Origin of the sequence: Bacteroides faecis MAJ27, assembly GCF_900106755.1 — a bacterium.
Classification (GTDB): domain Bacteria; phylum Bacteroidota; class Bacteroidia; order Bacteroidales; family Bacteroidaceae; genus Bacteroides; species Bacteroides faecis.
Genome location: NZ_FNNN01000006.1, coordinates 35869 through 56779 on the forward strand (window position 1 = coordinate 35869; position 20911 = coordinate 56779).

The following is a 20911-nucleotide window of genomic DNA, read 5'->3' on the forward strand; positions in this document are numbered from 1 at the left end:
TCCACTATATATCAACATGTTATCAATTTCAGAATTAACATTTACCCGGACAATTCATTTTTTATTTCTTAGAATTCTTTTAAAAAAGCATCTAAATCATCCTGTGTAGAAATACCTAATCGACCTTTCAACCTACTTTTTGCTCGAGTTACAGAATCAGAAGTCGTGTGAAAAATACAACTCAGCTCTTCATGAGTCAAACCAAATTTAAGAAAACAACAAATCTCAAGATCATGTTTAGTAAGAGTTGGGGCTCTATCCAACAGACGACTAACATAATTCCAGTAAATTAGATCAAATAAGCTAAATAATTTCTGTCGCTCTTCATTTGAGAGTTTTCCTCTTAACGTTCCCTCTTTTATAGCCAATAAAAGCCGAAATGCATGAATAAATGGACCTGAAGATATACCAACATTCAATTCACCTCCCCGTTCTTTAAGGTGTTCTGACAAAATTTTATTCTGCATAGTCAAGAGAACAATCTTTCCATTAAGCTCTCCTACTTTAGTACGATTTTCTTCTAACATCAGATTCTCCTTTACCACCTGATCTTTTGAAATTTGAATATCCTCAATCTCCTGTCGATATCGTTCTATTTCTTCCTCATTATCTCTAATCTGCAACTCTATTTCAGCTATTTTCTTCTTATTATTTCTATTTTTATAATAATAATAGCACATACAGGCAACGACAGATAAAAAGGCAATCGTACCCCATAAAATAAAATTCGTATATCGTACTTTCATTTGCAAGTTATCATTCTGAAGTTTTTCATTCTCATATTTCTTCTGTAAACTTGCTATTAACTCGCGGGAATTAAGCTCCTCCATAGAATTAGTTATGGAATCAGCTAATTCATGATAAACTATTGCTTCTTCAAAATTATCAATATCTTTCTCCAAGAAATACAAACAGTCATATGCACTAATCTGTGTATATGCCTTGGAAGAATTAGCACTCATTTTTAAATATTTTCTAGCATTTTCAGTCTGCCCCATTTGCATATATAAATATCCTAAAGATAAACATTCCATATATTTCTTTTCTTCATCTGTTTCTTTTTCATAAGCAGCTAAAAAATAGCGCTCCGCTTCGGGCAAGTTCTGCATGGAACGATATAAAATTCCTAATTCATGCAATATTGTAATTTCAGATAAATAATTCTTCTGTACTGCTATTTCTAAGGCATTATTATAATATAGGGAACAGCTATCCCATTCAGACTTAAACAAATAAACTCTAGCAATATTTAGACTAGCACTGATAACCGAAAGAGAATCCTTCAACTGTTTATATGTAGTAAGTGCCTCTCTAAAATTCGTCAAAGCATCATCATACAAGTCTTGCTTCCGATTAATCATACCTATCTCTTCCGCAATGAGAGCCAACATTTTAAGATTCTGATTTCTCTCATAAATATCTTTTGCAGCAAGAAAAGACTTTAAAGCTTCCTCCTCCTTATCCAATTCCAGCATGACTCTTCCATGATAAAATAGAGTCTTTGCATACATTATAGGTTTATTCTGAGTTATGGCATAATAATTCAAAGCTATAGTAATCAAGGAATCCGAACTGAATTTCATATAATTCTTATCCATTGTCTGCGTCATCAAAAGAGCATAAGTGGCTTGCGACTCACCCCGCAGTTTTTCAGGATCAGGAATACCTTTCAAGATGTTTAGAGCACTGTCCGGACAGAGATCCATGCACTTTTCCACTTTTGAGAAAGTCATTTGAAGTACATCCGAATCTCTATGACAGGAAACTGCCAGAATAGATATAAAAAAGAAAAAAGCAATACGAATAGAAAGGGGCGTTTTCATCTTATCTTGAGTTTTATGCAAAAATACGCAAAAAACTCAAGAATTATTTCTTTGAACCTACATTTTGTTGCATTCGTTGATGTTCCTCTATCAACTGCATGTTTTCTTTAGCCTTCGTCAGAAACTCTCTCACCATCTTATTACTCTTAAAAGAATAGGGAGCATCCTTTATGATATCGTCTATTTGCGGAGTCATTATAGGATATGGCAAAGAACTACAAAGCATTATAAACACATTGGGACCTAATACGTTTTCATAATTATCTGAAATGAAAGTCTTAACATACTGATTCATAGCTTTCATCAACGAATCTCCTTCTGCAAGCAACTGCTCGTGAACTTCTTCCAAATCAGCACCATCCATCACCATACGTGTTTCTTTTCTTTCCAGTTCACCGATACTTTCCTCCATTGCATTCTTCTTTGCAATAAAATCATACAACGCTGTATTCAAAGGGGTTCCGACTGCTTTAAGATCGGTATTGCTAATAGTAATAACAATCTTACCGCTTTCCAACACAATCGGCATAACACTCTCGTCATCCATATAAAGTGTTGTCATCTGTACAGAGTCTATCTTTCCCTTCATTGAAAATGATCCATGTACTACTTCAGCCGAATCCAGTTTCGCCCATTCTCCATCCTTCATAGTCTTCAGGTATAACATTTTTCCATCAAGACCATTCACAGAAGATGTTCCTTCTATCTTATACTTATTAGTACACGAAGCCAAGAAGGGTAGCAAAAGCACAAAAGGCAAAATCTTATTCACGTTCATTGTTTCATTAAATTCTGGATGCAAAGGTACAACTGATTCGGACTTAAAAGAAACATTTTATCAATATTTAAAACTTGTAAGACTCTTTTCTTTAATAATCCTTATAAACAGAGGTAGGAGATCATTTTTTTCATTTAGTTTATCTAAATTTGCAGTCATGAAAGCAACAACTTATGCACCTTTTGCCAAACCGCTTTATGTCATGGTAAAGCCCGTAGGAGCCGTATGTAATCTCGCATGCGAATACTGCTATTATTTGGAAAAGGCGAATCTATACAAAGAAAATCCAAAACATGTAATGAGCGATGAACTGCTGGAAAAGTTCATCGACGAGTATATCAACTCACAAACCATGCCACAAGTGCTTTTCACCTGGCACGGTGGAGAAACACTGATGCGTCCCCTTTCCTTTTATAAAAAGGCAATGGAACTGCAAAAGAAATATGCCCGTGGACGTACTATTGACAACTGTATTCAAACTAACGGAACCATGCTCACAGATGAGTGGTGTGAGTTCTTTCATGAAAACAACTGGTTGGTAGGGGTTTCCATTGACGGGCCACAGGAGTTTCATGATGAGTATCGTAAAAATAAGATGGGAAAGCCTTCTTTCGTCAAAGTAATGCAAGGCATCAATCTTTTGAAAAAACATGGAGTAGAATGGAATGCAATGGCGGTTGTGAACGACTTTAACGCCGACTATCCATTAGACTTTTATAATTTCTTCAAGGAAATAGATTGCCATTATATTCAATTCGCTCCTATCGTCGAACGTATCGTTTCACACCAGGACGGACGTCATCTAGCCTCTCTGGCAGAAGATAAAGAAGGAGCATTAGCCGATTTTTCGGTAAGCCCGGAGCAATGGGGTAACTTTCTCTGTACCATTTTTGATGAATGGGTAAAAGAGGATGTGGGCAATTACTTCATACAGATATTCGACTCTACACTGGCAAACTGGATGGGAGAACAACCGGGTGTATGTACGATGGCGAAACATTGCGGACATGCCGGAGTCATGGAGTTCAACGGGGATGTGTACTCTTGTGACCATTTTGTATTCCCGGAATATAAATTAGGAAATATCTACAGCCAGACTCTGGTGGAGATGATGCACAGCGAACGACAGCATAATTTCGGAACGATGAAATATCAATCGCTCCCGACTCAATGCAAGGAATGCGATTTTCTATTTGCATGCAATGGAGAATGCCCGAAAAACCGTTTCAGCCGAACAGCAGATGGAGAAACCGGTCTGAACTATCTATGCAAAGGATATTATCAATACTTTCAGCACGTAGCTCCATATATGGACTTCATGAAAAATGAATTGATGAACCAGCGGCCTCCTGCCAATATTATGAAAGCCTTGAAAGATGGAAGTTTAAAAATATAATATTAACATCATAATTTATAATTGTTATCATAAAGTAATGAACAGACTAAGACTTTATTTATTAGCGCTGACAGCGCTGCTTGTATGTTCCGCAAAAGCGGATGAAGGTATGTGGTTATTGCAACTAATGCAACAGCAACATTCCATCGATATGATGAAAAAACAAGGATTGAAACTGGAAGCTCAGGATTTATATAATCCCAATGGGGTCTCTTTAAAAGATGCAGTCGGCATATTTGGAGGAGGATGTACCGGAGAAATCATCTCACCGGAAGGCTTGATTCTGACCAATCACCATTGCGGCTATGCTTCTATCCAACAGCACAGTAGCGTGGAACACGATTATCTGACAGACGGGTTCTGGGCAACTTCCAGAGATCAGGAACTTCCTACTCCGGGACTAAAATTCACATTTATCGAACGTATCGAAGATATAACAGATATTGTGAATGCTAAAATCGCTGCAAAAGAGATTACAGAATCTCAATCATTCACCGGTGGTTTTCTCGAAAGTCTGGCAAAAGAATTATATGAAAGAAGTGACCTGAAAGACAAAAAAGGCATTGTACCACAAGCCCTTCCTTTCTACGCAGGAAATAAATTCTACTTGTTCTACAAGAAGATATACCCAGATGTACGTATGGTTGCCGCCCCTCCTTCTTCTGTTGGTAAGTTTGGTGGTGAAACCGATAACTGGATGTGGCCCCGCCATACAGGGGACTTCTCAATGTTCCGTATCTATGCAGATGCCAATGGGGAACCGGCTGAATACAATGCAAGCAACACTCCTCTGAAAACTAAAAAGCATCTGGCAATCTCCATCAAAGGTTTGAAAGAAGGAGACTACGCAATGATTATGGGATTCCCCGGAAGAACCAGCCGTTATCTGACCGTATCTGAAGTAAAAGAACGTATGGAATCAACAAATGAGCCACGTATTCGTATTCGTGGTGCACGTCTGGCTGTATTGAAAGAAGTAATGAACGCCAGCGACAAAATCCGTATTCAATATGCAAACAAATACGCAGGTTCCAGCAACTACTGGAAAAATTCCATCGGAATGAACAAAGCAATCATCGACAACAATGTCTTAGGTACCAAAGCTGAACAGGAAGCCAAATTTGCAGAATTTGCGAAAGCACAAAACAATGCCGAATATGCTGGTGTTGTGAAAAAGATCGATGATCTGGTTGCCCAGACAGCTCCTCTTAATTATCAACTGACTTGTCTGACTGAAGTCTTTTTCGGTGCGATCGAATATGGAAGCACAATGTTGACCAAAACACGGGAAGCATTGGAAGAAAAGAATGATTCTCTGATCAAAGTTCGTCTGGAGGCTCTGAAAGAAAGCTATAAAAACATTCATAATAAAGACTATGATCACGAAGTAGACCGTAAAGTTGCCAAAGTATTATTGCCTCTCTATGCCGAAATGATTCCGGGTGACCAACGACCTGCTATCTACAAAGTGATTGAACAGAAGTATAAAGGAGACTATGACAAGTTTGTAGACGACATGTACGATAAATCGATTTTTGCTAATCAGACTAACTTTGAGAAGTTCCTTAAAAAGCCAACAGTAAAAGCAATTGATGAAGATCTTGCATTACAATACGCCCAATCGAAGTATGATCAATACAGCAATCTTCTCGGTCAATTAAAAGAGCTCGACAAAGAACTTACTTTGCTGCACAAAACCTACATTCGCGGTTTAGGGGAAATGAAACTGCCTGTCCCTTCTTATCCGGACGCTAATTTCACCATTCGTCTGACTTATGGTAATGTAAAACCATACGATCCAAAAGATGGGGTACACTATAACTATTACACAACGACAAAGGGTATTCTTGAAAAAGAGAATCCTGAAGACCGTGAATTTGTCGTACCGGCCAAATTGAAAGAATTAATCGAAAAGAAAGATTACGGTCGTTATGCATTACCCAATGGTGATATGCCTGTTTGTTTCCTGTCAACCAATGATATTACCGGTGGTAACTCCGGTAGCCCCGTACTGAACGAGAATGGAGAACTGATCGGCTGCGCATTCGACGGAAACTGGGAATCATTGAGTGGCGACATCAATTTCGACAATAACTTACAACGCTGTATCAATCTTGATATCCGCTACGTTCTATTCATCCTTGAAAAACTAGGAAACTGTGGCCATCTGATTAATGAAATGACTATCGTAGAATAAATGAGAAAACAAATCATATTTGCTATTTTTTCACTGGCAACTCTTAGCATCCACGCCGACGAAGGCATGTGGGTGCTAACTGACTTGAAAGCGCAAAATGCAGTTGCCATGCGGGAACTCGGACTTGAGATTCCTATTGAGGAAGTATATAATGCCAATAGCATTTCTCTGAAAGATGCCGTCGTACACTTCGGTGGTGGATGCACCGGAGAAGTCATTTCTTCCGAAGGTCTGGTACTCACTAACCATCATTGCGGTTATGGAGCCATTCAGCAGCATAGTAACGTAGAGCATGATTATCTGACAGAAGGATTCTGGGCGATGAACCGTGACGCGGAACTTCCCACACCGGGCCTAACCGTTACTTTCATAGATCGTATCCTCGACGTGACCAGCTATGTAAATGATCAACTGAAAAAGGATGAAGATCCGAACGGAACAAATTATCTGTCGCCTGCCTACCTGAATAAAGTAGCAGAACGATTTGCCAAAGACGAAAACATAGAAGTCACCCCTGCTACAAAACTGGAACTCAAAGCCTTTTACGGAGGAAATAAATATTATATGTTTATAAAAACCGTATATAGCGATATTCGCATGGTAGGTGCTCCTCCCTCTTCTATCGGTAAATTTGGAGCTGACACCGATAACTGGATGTGGCCCCGGCATACTGGAGACTTCTCGCTCTTCCGTATCTACGCAGATAAAAATGGAAAACCTGCAGCATATTCAAAAGACAATGTTCCTTTGCAGGTAAAGAAACATTTGAAAATCAGTATTGCCGGAGTACAAGAAGGTGATTTCACCTTTGTCATGGGATTCCCGGGACGTAACTGGAGATACATGATTTCCGATGAAGTCGAAGAAAGAATGCAGACCACTAACTTCATGCGCCAACATGTACGTGGAGCCCGTCAAAAAGTCTTAATGGAACAGATGCTTAAAGATCCCGCCATACGGATTCATTACGCAAGTAAGTATGCATCTTCAGCCAACTACTGGAAAAATGCGATTGGCATGAACGAAGGATTGGTACGTCTCAAAGTGTTGGATACCAAACGTAAACAACAAGAAGAACTTTTGGCTCGTGGCCGTGAAAAAGGCGATGATTCTTATCAGAAAGCCTTTGACGAGATACGTTCTATCGTAGCTCATCGCCGTGATGCACTGTATCATCAGCAAGCCTTAAATGAAGCACTTGTCACAGCACTTGATTTTATGCGTCTTCCCTCTACTACAGAGATGGTCACTGCTCTCAAGTCAAAAGACAAAGAACAAATAAAAGTTGCTACTCAAAATCTGAAACAAGCCGGTGAAAAATACTTCGCATCAGTCCCTTTTCCGGAAGTAGAACGAATGGTTGCCAAAGCTATGCTACAAACGTATGCCAACTATATTCCGGCGGAACAACGAATCAATATCTTCGAGATTATAAATTCACGTTTCAAAGGAAACATTGATGCTTTTGTAGATGCTTGTTTCGAGTATTCAATCTTTGGTAATCCCAAAAACTTTGATAAGTTTATCAAAAAGCCAAGCTTGTATAAGATCGGACATGATTGGATGATATTATTCAAATATTCCATAACGGACGGAATTTTGAAAACAGCAATTGCCATGAAAGAAGCCAATCAAAATTATGACGCAGCTCATAAAGTATGGGTAAAAGGAATGATGGATATGAGACAGGAAAAAGGAACACCGATCTATCCGGATGCGAATTCAACCTTACGGCTCACTTACGGGCAGGTACTATCATACGAACCTGCTGATGGAGTAATTTATGACGCACATACTACCCTCAAAGGAGTGATGGAGAAAGAAGATCCGGGAAATTGGGAATTTGTAGTCCCCCAGAAGTTGAAGGAACTCTATAAAGCCAAAGATTATGGACGCTATGGTAAAGATGGTGAAATGCCCGTATGCTTTATCGTCAATACCGATAACACAGGAGGAAATTCCGGTAGCCCTGTATTCAATGGCAAAGGACAACTGGTAGGAACTGCTTTCGACCGCAATTATGAAGGTCTGACCGGTGACATAGCTTTCCGCCCTTCATCGCAGCGCGCAGCCTGTGTAGATATCCGCTATATCTTATTTATCATCGATAAATATGCAGGAGCTTCTCACATTATTGATGAACTGAGCATTGAATAAATGAAGAACTAAAAATGAAGAATGAAGAAATTTCAAGCAGCATAGCGCAGCTGATTCTTCATTCTTCATTTTTAGTTCTTCATTAAATAAACTCTTCCACCATATACATCTCATCAATCATTTCATTCATTGTTTCCTGCAAATTCAGTACAGCCTCTTCAGGAGATTCTCCATAAGCATTGCATTGCATGTTTACAGTCAACCAGGCATAGTAACCGCCGTCTGACGCACGTTCAAGCACATAATCTGTCTTATTCAATTTCATATCGGTAAATAATTAGTAAATGTTGGTATTGAATTTACTGCTGATTGTGATGCAGCAAGTTTTTCCAGTTCGATAATAATGCGACGTTCACTACTACGTACCCAACGAACAAAATTACGATTCGGAGAGTACGAACCGGCAAAACGAAGCAGAGATTTCAAATTGAAAGAATCACTGACTATACCTGCTCCTGCTTTCATTGCGTCATATGCGTTGCAATCCTGTTCGATATGTGCTGGAACCATTAGTACAGGTTTACCCAGATACATCGCTTCACAAATTGATTCAAATCCGGCAGTAGTGGCATAAGCACGGCACCCGGCCATCCCATTTAGAAATTTCAGATCATCTATCTGATGATAACTCAGCGTTTCATCAATCCGGGTCACCTCCTCCGCATCCGCCTTATCCCAGAAAAACTTCAAAGGTACTTCCGGATACATTGCATGAAACTGCTCCACACTATCGGAAAAACCAGCATTCACCATATATCCATGGATGTAGTTTCCTTCTTCTGCCTGGATTGCCGTCACTTCCTGACGAATCAAGGGAGGAACCGCTACAATATGTTGTTCATCATCCTGGTCCATTTCTTTGAAAGAGAGAGCCAGTTTCTTCGAGGATCTCAAAGCTGTCATCCTGGTAAAGAAACGCAGCATCCATAATTGAATGGAACTTTTATCCGGGAAGTCAAAATCCTGATGTAAAAACAAGTATTGATGTCCAATGCAAACATACGGAATGGAGGGACGAAAGAGTGCATAGGTAAGTCCCGTCAGAAGCTCGTAGAAGTTGATCACTACTTCCGCCCCCGTCTCCTTAATCCGCTGATTAATATAGCACATACTACGAAAATATTCCGGAAAACGTAGTAAATTATAAGCAAAACTTTTCTTTAGATCAGCCCGTTTGTTATCTGCTGTAGGCTGAAAATTCGGACTGATAAAGCGTTTGACCGGTGCATGAATGTTCCGGTTGAAGAATCCGGGCAGCGTACGTGATGAACTCTTGCCAACTAATACCTCCACCACTTCATGTCCATTGCGCAACAACATTTCTTCAAGAGTGATAGCTTGCGTCAAATGTCCCCTACCTTCACCTTGTACAATAAATAAAAATTTCATGAGGCTATTGTTATTAGTTTATTTCTTATTCATTTGTTTTTTGTTACGCAAAGTTCCTTTTTCCAGATTACATTAAGATGACTCTGCAATTACTATTTTATGAACAAAAACCGCATTTTCACGTTATATTATTAAAATAGAAATTATATTTGCAGTCTTCAAAGACTGATATTTAAATTTAAGAAAGGAAAGATTATGGAAAAGTTTGAAGATTTAATACAGTCACCGGTACCAGTTTTAGTTGATTTTTTTGCAGAATGGTGTGGCCCCTGTAAAGCGATGAAACCAGTTTTAGAAGAACTGAAAACAATGGTAGGTGATAAAGCCCGTATAGTAAAGATAGACGTTGACCAACATGAGGATTTGGCCACTAAATATCGTATACAGGCAGTTCCGACTTTTATTTTGTTCAAAAATGGAGAACCCGTGTGGAGACATTCCGGAGTTATTCACAGCAGCGAATTAAAAGGAGTCATCGAACAAAATTATGCATAAAAAAGAAAACAGCGAATGAAGAAAGTATTAGCAATGGTAGCTTTTGTCATGTTGAGCGTTATCGTATACGCTTTCAATGACAAACCAGATACCAATCAAGGCAAACAAGAAGTAACAGGTAACGGTGAAGTTGTCGTCATGAACAAGGAAATGTTTCTGAAAGACGTCTTCGATTATGAGAAATCCAAAGAATGGAAATACAAAGGTGATAAACCCGCCATTATAGATTTATATGCTGATTGGTGTGGTCCCTGTCGTCAAACAGCCCCGATCATGAAAGAATTGGCAAAGGAATATGCAGGGAAGATCACAATCTACAAAGTAAATGTAGATAAACAGAAAGAATTAGCTGCCCTGTTTAACGCAACAAGTATTCCTTTGTTTGTATTCATTCCTATGAAAGGAGATCCACAGCTTTTCCGAGGAGCCGCAGACAAAGCGACTTATAAGAAAGCGATCGATGAATTTCTACTGAAATAAAGAAAAAAGATGGTGACGCTATCCGGTCGGGATAGCGTCACTATTTTTAGATACCAGATAAGTGTCATTTATAGTATCCTACGGGGTGATTCATCAAAGGAATCTGACTCTCTTTCAGTTTCAAAACTTTCTTCAATTGAGCAGCATCCATTGATGCACGCGGAACGGTAGCCAATTTAGCAGCTGAACAAAATATAGAAATATTCTGCGAAACAATGCCTGCATCTACAGCTCCCATCAATTGAGTCTGTGCTTTCCGGGCATCACCCAAACGAGAAACATCACTAATTAATACCAAAGATACCGGAGCCACTTTCACAAAAGCCTGCCCTCCTGCCACTGCTCCACGATGATCACCTTCAGCAACCAAATTCAGCTGATGATTCTTTGCGTCATACAGATAGCTACCTTCCTGCAAGATCACATATACATCCACATCCTGCTTATTCATAGCTGACGGGGCAGTCCGCTTTCCTGAGTCCGGACGATTGATGCCGTTAGCAGCCCATAACAAATCCGACAAGTCAGCAAGACTCAATGCCTTCGAAGCATATTCCCGAGCGGAGTGACGTTCGGACAATGCCTTCATGACAGTACCTGCACGATTCAAATTCGGCTTTGGCAATTTAATTACTTTATCAGCAGCAAAAGCAGTAGCCGACAATACTAGACAAATTAAAAATAGTTGTACTTTTCTCATAACTGTGGTATTTAAATGTTGATAGGCAAATATAAACAAAAAAGGTCTGCATTCACTTTAGAATACAGACCTTTTAAAAGTTATTTATAAGGCTTTATTATTTCTTATCTCCGAAATAACGGTTGTAAAGTCCTTCAAAACCTTTACCGTGACGAGCTTCGTCCTTGCACATTTCGTGTACAGTATCGTGGATAGCATCCAGATTCAAAGCCTTAGCACGAGTTGCGATACGTTTCTTATCTTCACATGCACCTTGCTCAGCATCTTTACGTTTTTGCAGGTTAGTTTTTGTATCCCAAACACAGTCACCCAGCAATTCTGCAAATTTAGCTGCGTGTTCTGCTTCTTCCCAAGCATAACGTTTAAAAGCTTCAGCAACTTCAGGATAACCTTCGCGGTCTGCCTGACGGCTCATAGCCAAATACATACCTACTTCAGTACATTCACCCATGAAGTGATTGTTCAGATCCTTGATCATTTCTTCGTCACAACCTTTTGCAACACCGATAACGTGTTCGTCAGCAAAAGACAATGCACCACCTTCTACTTCAACAACTTCTACGAACTTGCTTGCAGGAGCTTTACACAATGGACACTTCTCAGGAGCTGCGTCACCTTCATAAACGTAACCGCATACAGTACATCTAAATTTTTTCATTTTCTTCTCAATTTTAAATTAATTAGTCAATACGTGTTTCTTTATCTTTTCTCAAGCAATTCTTACATATACCTTTATAATAATAATGAACTTCCGTTACTTGATGACCATCCATTTCCAAACTTTCAACTTTCTTCACCGCCTCCGGACATTTTAAGTCGTAAATATGTCCGCAACGTCTGCATAGAAAATGAGAATGAACAGAAGTATCTGCATCAAAATTTGTATTTTTCTCGTCAATCGTAAGCATCAGAGCAGCCCCCTGTTCCGAAAACAATTTCAAAGTATTGTAAACCGTTGTCTTCGAAAGCGTCGGCATGGAAGGAGATAACGCTGTATAGATATCATCAGCCGATGGATGAATCGGATGATTCATTAAATATTCCATAATCGCTATGCGCTGCATAGAAGGCTTTATATTATGCTCTAACAATCGTTCATATGGTTTCATAAGTTCTCCTTCTTTTTCAAAGTTGTATTCATTACAATTATAAATCTGATGCAAATATAGAAAGTCCCAATATCATTTCCAAATAAATTCAATACTTTTTTGCAGATATATATTACAAAATTCATTCAAACAATAAAGGCCATCTTTCGAAAGATGACCTTTATACATTAATATATTCCTGCTTCCACCTTAATCTTTATCTGCCTTAGCTTCTTCTATTATTGATTCAGGAACTTTCTCACAACGAGCATATTTACTCACATCGTTGTCATCGTCTTTTGCAGTCCAAATCATAGAACCGGATTCCAACAAATCGGTGACAATATAATCGTGATTCCAGTCCCCATTACCAAAATCATATTCTCCACTGATAACATATCCCAAATAAGGATCATTTTCAAGACTGAAACTACCAGTAATATAGCGTGCATACATGCTATCGAACTTTTGGTACATCTCAAAGGTTAGCTCCCTACGATTAAACGTTATATAGCAATATGTACCTTCTGTCATAGGCTGTCCATTCCATTCAGCAAGTTGCCAAGTTCCATTCAAGTTGGCAGCAGTGACCGGTAATGTAGGAATCTCTGCCTTCTCATCGTCATCACAAGACACACAACAAAGCACGAATGCGAATAGAGCCATTAAATTAAGAATATTCTTCATGTCTTCTTTTTATTTTTATCATTACTTAATATAGTTTACTTTAATATTCAATGTTCGGTCAGTCTGTTGACCATCCACTCCTTCTATTATAATAGGAAAGGTAAACGAACCAACCTTTTCTGCAGGAATCAAAGAGGTATCTATCGTGACCACTATGTCAGCTTCACTACCCGGGCTGATAACTTCCGGTTCCGTGCGAAAAGCAGCAAATGCAGGAAGGCCGAGGGCCGTCAAATGCAATGATTGATCTCCGCTGTTACCACACAGGACTCGTTCCGAAGCATGTTTTCCAAACGCTATCTCCCTAAATTCAATCCGGTTCTGCTTCAGCCTCAGTTTCCCCATCACGTAGGGATAACGTCCCCATTCATCCGCTCCGGGCAACACATTACCTGTCAAAGTGAGGCGTGCCACAGGCATTTTGTCCGAAAGAGACAAATAAACGAAAGCATTCGTATCTATCGTCCCGGGATGGTTTTTCGGATTGTAAGTCAGTGCAATAACGCCCGATTCACCAGGAAGTATTTCTCCGGTGTGAACATCTGCCACTGTACATCCACAGGTTGTTCTTACATGAGTCAGATTGATCGTTTTATCACTTACGTTAGTATATGTGAAATGATAAATCTTTGGAGCATCATCCTCAGTCATTGTCCCAATATTCAGCACAGTCTTGTCAAAACGCAGGATTTGTTCCCCCTGCTTCATCAACGGCGGATTTATCAGCGTATCAGTTTTCTCCTGTAGCATGGAACGGACATCCCGGGCTTCAACCACCCGGAATGATCCGACGACCACACAGAATAAAAACAACCGTATCCAAGTAATTGGTTTCATCGAATATCAAAGTTACATCCAACCGTTATCATTGGCCTTCTTACGAACAGTGACGGTTATGGTCTGTTCGCTTCCGTTGCTTACCTTCACTACAATACGAGCCGCACCAGTTTTTACACCGGACACCTTCATCAGCGTACCGCTTACAGTTACTGTAGCAATAGCAGGATCACTTGATGTACAAGTATAGGTTAATGTTTCACCATTTACAAAGTAGTAGGCAAGATCGAGAGTCGATGTTGCACTTTCTGCCACATATATATTCGGCACTACCATGTCTGATCCACTGCCTTCTATATTATTCAGTAACATTCCGGCATCAACCAGTCCGGCCCCCATTTTACCTATGTATTTCGACAACTCCACTCTTGTGGGAGAAGCTCCGGCAGACAGATGATTACGATAATACGTTTTCACTTTACCATTACCATACCAGCTATCCAGCGATTTTGTAGATGCCTTCAACAGTTCAATAAATTCACTTGCTTTAAAGTGACGGCGTTGTTTAACAGCATACGACAATCCCAATGCCGCAACTCCTGACACATGTGGACAAGCCATGGACGTACCATCCATAAATCCATAAGCAGCAGTACCGTTTTGTATCCACGTAGAAAGAATTGAACCGGAATATATACCATCTGTCCAGCTTTCCGGATCATTTTTTCCTACCGGATTATAATATTCCGTATCGCCACCGGGAGCAGAAATAGTCACTTCTTTCCCATAATCGGTATAAGAAGCCGGAGTAAAATCGGCTGCTACCGCACTTACCGATACACATTTGGAATAAGCACCTGGAAAGGCAGGCATTCCTGCATATTCGTTGCCAGAAGCAAAAATAACCAGCCCTCCGTCAATTACCCCATTGGGAGAACCGGCATTATTAATAAAATAGTCCAATGCTTCTTTTTCCAACGGATAAAGACTCTCCCACTCTTCTTCTGACCCCGGGCCAGGAGTATATCCTTCAATTATACTAGCCAGGGAAGAATTGTACCCCCAGCTACATTGTAGAATTACAGCACCATTATCAGCCGCATACTTGATGGCTCTAGCCTCAGCATCCAACGTAACCCCTGCATCACCTGAAAACACCTGACATGACATCAGCTTCACACCAGAGTTTTCAGAACCATCACCACCGGCTATTCCACAAACACCTATACCGTTACCATTCATAGCGGCAATAGTTCCGGCAACGTGTGTTCCATGTCCCGTATCACTTGCTTCCGTCCATGAAATAATTCCTGTATTACTTACGAAATTATAGCCGTACTTATCATCCTTATATCCGTTACCATCAGCATCAGTATCGGCATAAAGTTCTTCTCCTTCATTCACCCAAATATTACCTGCCAAGTCTGGATGAGTATTCATGACACCTTCATCCAGCACAGCAACAATAATAGACGGATCGCCTGTACACTTTTTCCAAGCCTCCATACAACCGACATCACATCCTATTTCCGAACCGTTTCCCAATTCATTTTGATAATCAAAAAGATTACTTCCACTATTGGCATAATGCCATTGAGTAGCAAGCCCCGGATCTGAAAAAGAATTTCCTGCCATTACAACACGCGAAGCTACTTTCTGTTGTAAAGCACTCTCGCTAATATAGCTCCGGTAATTTTGTTTTTTATAAGCACGTTGAATGTGCCCATTCCCCTGTACTTTTGATATTTCACCCAGTTTACCAAGACGATTAGCAGCCTCCCGTAAATCTGTGTTTTCATCAAACTTTACACGATACCACAAATGCAGACCGGCAGCACGAGTGCGCTCCTCATTCTTTGCATCTACCGGAAATATACGTTCAAAATGATATGTTCCCAGAATATCCAGTACCTCATCAGTAGATGGAATCCCGGAACGAGTCATAGCTCCACCACTTCTGGTTGCAACTTTGAGAGTCCGGTCGAGGATTTCGCTCATTGCAGGATCGAATTTAATCAGCAATTCACCGGAAGTGACATCAGTCGGAAGCTGAACCTCCGTCCCCCCTATAGGGGTAGACGGTTGTTCAGTAAGTTCTTGTTCCGAACACGCAGCCAGCATCAAGGCAAACAGTGCTGTATATAAGAATTTTTTCTTCATTGTTCCTTTTTAAAATTATTCTTGTTAATGATATTCGTTTCACGCTATCTTAATTTGTAGTCTCCGATAATACAAATTTTCTGTAATACAATGGATAGGCCACACCGTCGACTTTTTGATCTGTACCCGGATCTTTCTTTCCATAATAATAAGAATAATCATAGTTCACGAGGTCTACATTATTAAATCCAACTGTCTTTCCTGCTGTATTTTTACCCCCTTCTTGCTGATTAAAAACCAAACTTATCGGATTCCAATATGCAAAATAAGGATGGAATAAAATCCAGTTCGGTATTTCACCAGTCAGGAAGTTCAGATTAAGACGAACTTCACGGGCAAATGGTAATACACGTGGAATATCCTGTCCTCTCACTGGAGATTGCTCCAGATATGTAACCGGATTGTCAGTCGTTAACAACCATTGGCAAGTATCACTTGATATCTTATCAAGGAAAACAGACGGAGTAGCAGCTAATTCTTCTTCACTAAAGAAATCATCATTCTGATAAGATACAGGTTTTCCTGCAGCCATCAATGCAGCTGTAACCTCTGCATCCGTTGGAAGTTCTCCTTCAATGAAATTATAAGCCAATTCCAACGAAATCAATTTATCCCATGTCAGCAATTTCAAGAATGCTGTCCTTTGTTCTTGACCTTGAGAAATGTCCACATGCAAGCCAATATTTCTACCGTTATATTGATTGTTTCCATCAACCAAACTCAAATCTCTCAATGTTTCCGTAGCACGACATCCGGTTAATGATAAGTATCTCAGATTCGGGAAATTATCTTCGTTCACAATATTTGTAACCACCGATAACGTCGGGAAGTTGTTACTTGTCAGATCCAGATTTTCCAACTTCTTGCCTAATTTAATAAAGCTCTCCGGAAGGGTATTTATACCAACAGAGAATATCGTTAGATTTTTCAAGTATTCTAATCCACAGATTTCCTCTCCCAAAGAAATAGTACGTAGCTGCCTATTACCATTACTCTGAACCGAGAATGACTCCAGATATTTCAAATGACGAATTTCTCTTGGCAATGATTCACCATCCTGCAAATCAATCATAGCGTAACTAACAGAACGTACACGTCCAATAGCTTCAGCAGGAAGCTCACCACTCTTTATTTCTTTATCTGTTGATTCCCAAAGCGTCACAAAATCCCAGTTCAGCATGCTTTCACTAGTATCAAAAGACATCATAGACTGAAGTTTGCTATTGATAGTGATAATTGCCAATGAGTCCCCCGCACGATTATCTTCAATTTTCATAGCCTTTTCTTGCGTTACAGTCAACACTACCGCATCTATTTTATTGCCATTATCATCTACCAGTTTGTCTTCAGAATTAACTGGAACCAAATTTATTTTTGCCACACGGGTATAAGGAGCTACGTTCATCCCCCAACGAAAATCCACTTTTATAGTACGTGGGCGTGCTCCCCTATCGAAGTCCATCTCCAAATCTTTATCTTTCGGCAATGTCAACCAATCACTACGCTCACCCTTTACCTCCTCTTTTTCCTCATCACTCATGTTCGCTTCTTCAGCAAAAAAATAATCCACACTGCCGATTTTGAATGCAATATTAGTAGAGATAATGGCCTCGAAATGACGCTTATTATAAGTATCTGAACTAAGGATTTTCACCTCCGGTTCCCTCACCAAGATTTGCTTGCCAAAACCGAACTGTGTAACCGTGACCAATTTGGATTCCCGTCCATCTGCAGAAAAACGTATCTGCGCAGTACGTGCTGTATTCATCAGGGTAGAATCTATAGCAAGATCACATACCGCTGAACCGATACCATTTGCCGGAGAAATGGCAATCCAAGGCTCCGATGCACGTGTCACCCATTGAGTATTGGACGAAACAGCAATCTTCTCCGTTCCTCCTTCGGCACCAATAGTAATTTCTTCTTTATCTACCGTAATACCATCGATTCCCGGTTCATCGTCATCTTTGCACGAGGTTACAAACCCCGCACAAAGCACCAGTCCTAATGTTATTTTTATAATATATTTCATTAATAGAATCTTTTATAATTATCGTTCAATACCCAAAGCATCACAACCACGAATATCCTGCGTAGTGTCATAGATCAGCACATACATGCCTGCCTCAATATAAGGACATACGCTAGTCACGTCAATAGATATATTCGGATTATCTCCGATATCCAATATATAAAGTTGCGGTGTCAACTTTTCATCTACTTTACGGATGTCATTCGAGCCTATTTGTAACTGGATCAAACTCGGACAAGTAGTAATGCCTGTCGGCCATTCACGCAAAATACGATTTCCTTCCGCATCACGTTGGTGACGAATCCCAAAAGCTTTCAATTGACTACTATTCAACGGTTGTGTCGGGAACTTGGAGAAGCAATTGTAACTAACGTCCATATTACTTAAATAAGGCAAAGTCGTTGCCCGGAAATCATCGGACAGACTTGTCAATTTATTGAACCGTAAGTCGATAATAGTCAGCAGATACGTATTCTTATAGTTTCCATTTTTCGGTTTAAGCGAGTTTTCCGGAATCGATGTCATTAGGTTGTTACTCAAGTCAATAGTTGAAATAGGAGAACCAGACGCAAACAATTCTGTAGGGAACTTCTTTATTTTATTGTATGACAAAGTTACCGTACTGGCATTAATTCCTTTATATTGGTCCATCGAGCATTTTATGTTACTACCTTCCGAACCTATTTCATTATATGAGAAATCTACAGATCCCATAACATATACCGAATTCGCATTGAAAATATTCGGAATATATTTCAACTTATTATGAGAAAAGCCTAAGCCTTCAACCTGATCTGTAAATGCACAAAACTCATCCGGAATCTCCTCAATCTGATTATAACTCAACATTAAGTCAGACAATTTAACATCTGTGCCGAAAGCTTCCAGGTGATTTACATTATTATGCACACAATCAAGCAAACCAAGTTTTACCATCTTTCGTAAAGACTCAGATTCCGGGAATTTTTCCAGATTATTATAGCCTAAATAAAGAATCTGAACCTTAGGGCCTGTATCCTCATCATCAGCTAATCTCTTCCAGTCAGCAGTCAATTGATCAGCACTAATCCCCTTATTACAAGCAACATTCAATAATTGCAGCTCCGGCAAATCATATACAAATTCAGGAATCTGTGTCAACTTCGGACAATTATACAACTCTACATCTGTCAGATCTTTCAGATTGCTCCAACTCAACTCTTCATCTGCATACTGTTTAGCATATTCTGAAGTAGCATCTTCCCAATCGGTCGCAATATTATCGTAAGTAATAGGCGAATTAGCCAAATAAAGGTTCTGTAACTTAGTCAATCGTTGAACAGCCTTTGAAATAAATGTGATACGATTAGTAAGGCCACCAATTTGTGTATCCTTCAATGTTATACGGTTATCTTTCTTTATCGGTTGCAATTTCGGATGGCGATTTATGCCATCTTGAAGTAGCTCTGACATGTTCAGACGAGGATCGTAATCAAGGAACATTCTTTTGTAATGCATACGTATTCTCTGCTTCTGTTCTTCAGTCATATCCGGAGCCAACTTATCTTCACCGAATAGTCTTCCACTCAACGTCTCACCATGAGTACCGAAGGCAAGTGTTTTCAATTCTGTCAGTTGCCCAATCGCATCAGGCACTCTACCTTTGGCACCAAATCCTGCAAGTGAAAGTCCTGTAACACGTCCATTAGCATCCAAGTCAACACCTGGCTGGTCTCCCCACATGTCTAATTCTTTGTTAAAGTTCCAGTTCGAAGGGTGAACAGTGTTATCCACTATACCACTATTGTATTTCCAATTCTTGCCATCTAATGCTTCCCAGATAGCTTTCAAAGCCTTATAGTCTTTTATATACTCTGCGGTTTCTTTCAATTGAATAGGAACATTGGCATCTTCGGTCAATTTATTATCTTCTACGATAAAGGGTTCTCCTCTTACAGACTGCGTTTCCAATTCCGGTTTTGTGCTACCACTCTGTGAATAAGTAGTATATGCCACTACCTGATAAGTACCGGCAGGAAGCCATACAGCAGAGTCACATGTTGCTACACCTATATCCATATACTTATCATTGACATTATCAGGATTCTGATTTTCTTTAGAATCTTCTTCGTAAGTGACTTTCATGCCCTTGAGTCCCGTAGTTACACGAGTGAAAGTATTCATCACTGTAACGTCAATAAAACGAATATTGCTGAACAGATATTCACCGGCAGCACGTGTACTTAGTCCTTCTTTGGTCAATTTAAAAGTAACAGTTCCACGTGATACGGCATCTACAGTCAGCGTTTGTTCTTGAAGCCCGCCACTGACAACAGTAAATTCATTATCTTCTCCAGCAGGTCCGGCTAGTAAAACTTTGTCGAGTTTGTCATACAGATAATAACCGATAATCTTATAAGTACCGGCCAGTAACTGCAATTTATCACTACGCAGACCATATTCCGCATTGTTCGCATTGTATGCGTTCAAAGGCAAAGTCTGTGAAACGGTTGTACCGTTATGCGTCATCACAACCATTATCTTCTGTGCACTGGACAATGATTCCAGTTTATCTGTCACACTACGGGTAACTGTCCCTTTATCAAAAGAGGTACTCTTGTAGAGTTTAAACTGCACATAGCCATATTGACTTTGCAGTGCCTCATCATCATCGGAACATCCTGTCGCTACCACTATTGTCAGTAAACTGATAATAAGAGGTAGGAAGAATATTGAATATAATTTATGTAAATTCATTTACTTGACTATCTAA

Annotated in this window: 17 protein-coding genes; 5 read left to right on the top strand and 12 right to left on the bottom strand. The window is 39.7% G+C overall.

What is annotated here, in order from left to right:
* Positions 1-68 precede the first annotated feature (68 nt).
* A complete protein-coding gene (locus BLW31_RS06890; protein ID WP_010537513.1) occupies positions 69-1823 on the bottom strand; it encodes a tetratricopeptide repeat protein in 1755 nt (584 codons plus the stop codon).
* A 43-nt stretch (positions 1824-1866) separates the two neighbouring features.
* Positions 1867-2601, bottom strand: coding sequence for a DUF4369 domain-containing protein (locus BLW31_RS06895; protein WP_010537512.1), 735 nt, complete (start codon positions 2599-2601; stop codon positions 1867-1869).
* Between the two features lie 157 nt (positions 2602-2758).
* On the opposite strand from BLW31_RS06895, the gene BLW31_RS06900 reads away from it, so the two are divergent.
* Genes BLW31_RS06900 through BLW31_RS06910 form a run of 3 tightly spaced genes read left to right on the top strand, consistent with a single transcriptional unit; the run spans position 2759 to position 8351 of the window.
* Positions 2759-3997, top strand: coding sequence for an anaerobic sulfatase-maturation protein (locus tag BLW31_RS06900; protein ID WP_010537511.1), 1239 nt, complete (start codon positions 2759-2761; stop codon positions 3995-3997).
* A gap of 37 nt (positions 3998-4034) precedes the next feature.
* Positions 4035-6194 (top strand): S46 family peptidase, encoded by a 2160-nt coding sequence (locus tag BLW31_RS06905; RefSeq protein ID WP_029425476.1) that lies wholly within the window; start codon positions 4035-4037, stop codon positions 6192-6194.
* Positions 6195-8351, top strand: a complete 2157-nt coding sequence (locus BLW31_RS06910; protein ID WP_010537509.1) for a S46 family peptidase — start codon at positions 6195-6197, stop codon at positions 8349-8351.
* Between the two features lie 82 nt (positions 8352-8433).
* On the opposite strand, the gene BLW31_RS06915 is transcribed toward BLW31_RS06910, so the two are convergent.
* Both BLW31_RS06915 and BLW31_RS06920 read right to left on the bottom strand, forming a co-directional pair.
* Positions 8434-8616 (bottom strand): type II toxin-antitoxin system HicB family antitoxin, encoded by a 183-nt coding sequence (locus BLW31_RS06915; protein ID WP_008760535.1) that lies wholly within the window; start codon positions 8614-8616, stop codon positions 8434-8436.
* Positions 8613-9740 (bottom strand): glycosyltransferase family protein, encoded by a 1128-nt coding sequence (locus BLW31_RS06920; protein ID WP_010537508.1) that lies wholly within the window; start codon positions 9738-9740, stop codon positions 8613-8615. The genes BLW31_RS06915 and BLW31_RS06920 overlap by 4 nt, the downstream gene beginning before the upstream one ends.
* 195 nt (positions 9741-9935) lie before the next feature.
* Between BLW31_RS06920 and trxA the strand changes: the two genes are divergently transcribed.
* On the top strand, positions 9936-10235 hold the full coding sequence (gene trxA, locus BLW31_RS06925; RefSeq protein ID WP_010537507.1) for a thioredoxin: 300 nt from the start codon (positions 9936-9938) through the stop codon (positions 10233-10235).
* Between the two features lie 15 nt (positions 10236-10250).
* Positions 10251-10715 (top strand): thioredoxin family protein, encoded by a 465-nt coding sequence (locus BLW31_RS06930; RefSeq protein ID WP_010537506.1) that lies wholly within the window; start codon positions 10251-10253, stop codon positions 10713-10715.
* Between the two features lie 64 nt (positions 10716-10779).
* Here BLW31_RS06930 and BLW31_RS06935 read toward each other — a convergent pair whose 3' ends face one another.
* The 8 genes from BLW31_RS06935 to BLW31_RS06970 all read right to left on the bottom strand — a co-directional run bounded on the left by BLW31_RS06935 (position 10780) and on the right by BLW31_RS06970 (position 20895).
* The gene (locus tag BLW31_RS06935; RefSeq protein ID WP_022301751.1) at positions 10780-11415 is read right to left on the bottom strand and encodes a SagB/ThcOx family dehydrogenase; all 636 of its coding nucleotides are present in this window, start codon (positions 11413-11415) and stop codon (positions 10780-10782) included.
* A 97-nt stretch (positions 11416-11512) separates the two neighbouring features.
* Entirely contained in the window at positions 11513-12073 is a 561-nt protein-coding gene (locus tag BLW31_RS06940) for an NADH peroxidase (RefSeq protein ID WP_010537504.1), read from the bottom strand.
* 22 nt (positions 12074-12095) lie between these two features.
* Positions 12096-12524, bottom strand: a complete 429-nt coding sequence (locus BLW31_RS06945; protein ID WP_010537503.1) for a Fur family transcriptional regulator — start codon at positions 12522-12524, stop codon at positions 12096-12098.
* Between the two features lie 189 nt (positions 12525-12713).
* Positions 12714-13190 (bottom strand): lipocalin-like domain-containing protein, encoded by a 477-nt coding sequence (locus tag BLW31_RS06950; RefSeq protein WP_010537502.1) that lies wholly within the window; start codon positions 13188-13190, stop codon positions 12714-12716.
* Positions 13191-13211: 21 nt separating this feature from the next.
* Positions 13212-14027: a DUF1573 domain-containing protein gene (locus tag BLW31_RS06955; protein WP_022301752.1), complete on the bottom strand. Its 816-nt coding sequence runs from the start codon at positions 14025-14027 to the stop codon at positions 13212-13214.
* Positions 14028-14039: 12 nt separating this feature from the next.
* Entirely contained in the window at positions 14040-16127 is a 2088-nt protein-coding gene (locus BLW31_RS06960) for a S8 family serine peptidase (RefSeq protein WP_010537500.1), read from the bottom strand.
* Between the two features lie 49 nt (positions 16128-16176).
* Entirely contained in the window at positions 16177-18159 is a 1983-nt protein-coding gene (locus BLW31_RS06965; protein WP_010537499.1) for a BACON domain-containing protein, read from the bottom strand.
* Positions 18160-18177: 18 nt separating this feature from the next.
* Positions 18178-20895 carry a DUF4458 domain-containing protein gene (locus BLW31_RS06970; RefSeq protein ID WP_010537498.1) on the bottom strand — a complete coding sequence of 906 codons (2718 nt, stop codon included), beginning with the start codon at positions 20893-20895 and terminating at the stop codon, positions 18178-18180.
* Positions 20896-20911: the final 16 nt, after the last annotated feature.